The organism is Peribacillus sp. P4_C12 (assembly GCF_056402095.1).
Genome location: NZ_JBFUIB010000319.1, coordinates 1 through 4,303, shown reverse-complemented (window position 1 = coordinate 4,303; position 4,303 = coordinate 1). Strand labels below are relative to the sequence as shown.

General features: G+C 41.2%; 4 protein-coding genes. 2 read left to right on the top strand and 2 right to left on the bottom strand.

The window, feature by feature from the left end; all coding sequences use genetic code 11:
- On the bottom strand, window positions 1-1,980 hold a 1,980-nt coding region (locus AC1DUW_RS21945), incomplete at its 3' end, for a DNA polymerase III subunit alpha (protein WP_477643453.1).
- 181 nt (window positions 1,981-2,161) lie between these two features.
- Here AC1DUW_RS21945 and ytrH point away from each other — a divergent pair.
- Together ytrH and ytrI are read left to right on the top strand one after the other, a co-directional pair.
- Window positions 2,162-2,497 (top strand): sporulation membrane protein YtrH, encoded by a 336-nt coding sequence (gene ytrH, locus AC1DUW_RS21940; protein ID WP_053347281.1) that lies wholly within the window; start codon window positions 2,162-2,164, stop codon window positions 2,495-2,497.
- On the top strand, window positions 2,494-3,000 hold the full coding sequence (gene ytrI / locus AC1DUW_RS21935) for a sporulation membrane protein YtrI (protein ID WP_053347282.1): 507 nt from the start codon (window positions 2,494-2,496) through the stop codon (window positions 2,998-3,000). Before ytrH ends, ytrI begins: the two co-directional genes overlap by 4 nt.
- Before the next feature lie 154 nt (window positions 3,001-3,154).
- On the opposite strand, the gene AC1DUW_RS21930 is transcribed toward ytrI, so the two are convergent.
- A complete protein-coding gene (locus AC1DUW_RS21930) occupies window positions 3,155-4,093 on the bottom strand; it encodes a DHH family phosphoesterase (RefSeq protein ID WP_477643452.1) in 939 nt (312 codons plus the stop codon).
- Window positions 4,094-4,303: the final 210 nt, after the last annotated feature.

The window sequence follows — 4,303 nt, the reverse complement described above, 5'->3', positions numbered from 1 at the left end:
AATTTGTTCTTGATAAACGATGACTCCGTATGTAGGTTCAAGGATATCCTGCAAATCTGGGTGCAGGTAGTCAATTGGCGTTAATCCATGTTTCCGCTCGATAAACAGAGGAATGTTTTCCATTGGACCTGGACGGTACAAAGCATTGACCGCGACAATATCCTCAAAACGGTTCGGTTTCAGCTTGATTAAAACCTTCCGGATACCATCAGATTCAAATTGAAATACACCCGTTGTTTCGCCTCGACCTAACAGAGATAACGTTTCAGAATCTTCCATCGGTATGTTAGCTAAATCCAGCTTTTTCCCAGTTCCTTTTTTGATGTTTTTTAAAATATTATCAATGAGCGTTAAATTGCGAAGTCCTAGAAAATCCATTTTAAGAAGACCTAGTTCCTCGAGGATGTCCATCGGATATTGGGTCAGGTGGATGCCCTCATGCCCTCCTTGAATCGGGATATGCTCGGTCAAAGCCTGGTCACTGATGACCACGCCGGCCGCATGGGTCGAAGTATGACGTGGCAGCCCTTCAAGCAATAATGCTGTTTGAAATAGCCTCTGATTTATGTCACTTTCATTAACGAATTCCTGAAGACGCTTGGATTCTTTGAAAGCTTCAGGAAGCGTGATGCCAAGCCGACTCGGAATCATTTTCGATACAGCTTCCTGTTCCTTCGGATTCAAGCCGAACACACGTCCAGTGTCACGCAGCGCAGCTTTGGCAGCTAATGTTCCGAATGTAATGATTTGTGCTACATGAAATTCCCCATATTTTTTCGCGACATAGGTAATCACTTCTTCACGGCGATTATCAGGAAAATCAATATCGATATCCGGCATCGACACTCGCTCCGGATTCAGAAAACGCTCGAACAGCAGGGAATGTTCAATCGGATCGACATCCGTTATTGATAATACGTAAGCAACCATCGAACCTGCGGCAGATCCCCTTCCAGGGCCGGTCAAAATCTGATTGTCCTTGGCGAATTTCATGAAGTCCCATACGATTAAAAAGTAATCGCTGAATTTCATCTTATTAATAATATCCAGCTCATACCGAAGGCGCTCTTCGTAATGGGCGGATGGCTCAGACAGTCTTTTCTTTAATCCTTGGAAACAGACAGCTTCAAGCATTTCTTCAGCCGTAACTCCAGCTTCAGTAGGGTACTTAGGCAGCAGGGARCGATGAAACGGAATATCGAGATTGCATTGCGTGGCAATATGGAGCGTATTTTCGAGTGCATCCGGCCTGTCATGGAATAATTCTGCCATCTCAGCTCGACTTTTTAAATAATACTGATTGGATGCAAGCACCGTCCGTGTCTCATCTGCGAGCTTGTCACCATTTCCGATGGCCAGCAGCACTTCTTGAGCGAGGGCATCACTTTCATTCAAATAATAGACTGGATTCGTCGCTACAATCTTTATCTCTAATTCTTTCGCCAACAGACTGATGGCTTCGTTTTGTTTCTCCTCTTCTGCAATTGAAAGTCTTTGAAGGGAAAAATAAAAGTTATCATGTCCAAAAATCTGCAGGTATTGTTCAGCAGCCTTTTGAGCCTCTTCCGGCTTTTCTTCCCTCAGAAGCGCTTCTACTTGCCCCTCAGCTCCTGGAGAGATGGCTATCAATCCCCGTGAATAGGCTTTAAGCCAGTTCATTGGAAGTCCTGACGGAGATTTTGTTTTTATGGCACTGCTTATTTTAAGCAGATTTTGATATCCTTGAAGATTTTTTGCTAATAAAAGAAGGTGATGTGCTGCTTCCTGTTCATCAAGAACATCTGCAAGAATACCGATAATCGGCTTTATCCCCTGTCTCTTACATTCTTTATAAAAATAGACCGAACCGTACATAACATTTCGATCGGTTAAAGCAAGACTTGTACAGCCATCCGCTTTCGCTTTGGCCACTAGTTCACTGATTTTCACCGTACTTGTCAGCAGGCTGTATCCGCTCTGAATATGGAGATGAGTATACACGTTTTTTCTCCCACCTTTGTAAGGCATGTTTCTTTTCATTATAGTGTTTATTTCAAAAAAAGAAAATATGTTCTCATTGCCAGTATCTTTTTATCCCATGATTTTGCCCCACTATCATATTACCTCTGTACTTCCCATATAAATAGAGTAGAAGAATATAAAGCCAAAAGGATGATGATATATGAATGAAGCCTTTGTTCCGGCATTTATCAACAGCTTTTTTATATCGCTTGGAGTTTTACTTGGCGGGTCGATAATCGGAGGGCTGGCTGCTTTTTTCACGGGACAAGCTCCGATGACGACTGTGTTTCGATTATCAGATAGCCTGCGTATTTGGGCGATTGTTGCTGCCATCGGAGGTACTTTTGATATGGTCTATAATTTCGAACGCGGTATTTTCCACGGGGAAACGAAAGATATTGTCAAACAGGTTCTACTTATTATTTCTGCTCTTGGCGGAGCACAGACAGGAGCGCTGATCATCAACTGGTTCACTCAGGAGCATATATCCTCATGAGGATTCCTCCATTTCACCGGTCCCCCACCTGGCAGCGTTTTTTTGCCGGGGCTGCACTTGGCGGATTGATCAGCTGGGTGATTTTCTTTTATATGTATGGGGTCCAGCAAGAAACACAGATTAGAATCATTCACGACCAAAGAGAAGAGATCAAGGATCTGAACGAAAAAATTGGGATCTGGGAGCAGGAGTATAAAAAATTAAATCAGCAAAACGAAGAGATTTTAACGATTCAAGAAGTGGAAGTAACCATTACGAATGGAAAAATATACAGTCTCGATCAACTTAGTGTCGCTGAAGCAGAGGATGTGATAGAGGACGACCTTTCCTCCCTTCTCGCCAAGGATATCGTAAGCGTATATAACGGAAAAATGCTACTAAAAAAATCAATTGAAAATAAAATCGTGGACATCAATAAAAAGCGTTATAAGCTTGAAGTCGTGGAAATCATGTTTTATACGAAAATGAATATTGAAATCAAACTAAAGAGGACTACTTCTTAATAGGAAGACGAAAATGATTCCGTGCGTCTGTTTGGTAGGTGAATGATGAATCCAATTTTAACTATCCACCAAAATAAAGACCAAATCCATATGTGATTTGGTCTTTAAATGTTATTCAATTATTGCTTTGAAATATAAAACTGTTTACTGTTTTTTATTCTGCTTTATTCAACTCTTCTAAATCAGCAAGGATATTGTCCACTTCATCCCAAGAATAGATGGAAGCCCCTGCTGCAAGCGGATGGCCTCCGCCGTTATATTTCCGGGCAATCGTATTGATGATTGGCCCTTTAGAGCGGAAACGAACCCGAATTTCTTTTTCCTCTTCAATGAAAAAGACCCATGATTTCACGTTTTTAATCGAACCAAGCGAGGAGACAAGCTGAGATGCTTCAGAAGTCGACGCATGAAATTTTTCAAGGATATCTTTCGTGATGATCATTTTCCCTGTGCCATATGGCAGGATTTCGAAATGCTGCAGCACATAGCCATTTAACCGGACGATGCTTTCATTAACGTCATACATCTCCTGAYATAACTGCGGACGGGAAAATGAATAGTGAATAAGCTCACTAGCAAAAGCAAATGTTTTTTCAGTCGTGCTTTGGAATAGGAAACGCCCTGTATCGCCAACGATACCTGCATACAAAAGACGGGCTGCTTCATCACTCATCTTCAAGCCTTGGTCTTTGCCGAACAGATATAATTCATAAATCATTTCACTCGTAGAACTTGAAGATGTATCGACCCAACGCATATCGCCATATGGATCTTCGTTAGGATGATGATCAATCTTAATTAATTTATCTCCCGTCGTGTAACGTCTATCACAAATCCGGTCTGTATTTGCGGTATCACACACGATGACCAAAGCACCTTGATACGTTTCATCTGAAATCACATCGAGCCTTCTTAAATAATTCAATGATGGTTCTTCTTGCCCAACCGTGAAAATTTGTTTTTCAGGGAAAGATGCTTTCAGAATTTCCGCCAGTCCCCCTTGGGAACCATAAGCATCCGGATCCGGACGGACATGACGATGGATAATAATAGTATCGTAACGCTTAATATCTGCTAAAATCTCAGCTTTCATATAATTCTCCTTCTATATATGTATTATCGTGCTTAATATAAAGATGATATATTTTATTTAATCAAAAAAATAGAGAAATAGGAAGAGTCATCTTGTTTACGGTGGCATTCTTTTAAGTTTCCCGCTACAATAATAAGGTACATATGTTAAATTGGGGGAATTATTAACAATGCCTATTCTTGTCACCTTGATTGTTCTTTCACTAGGAGT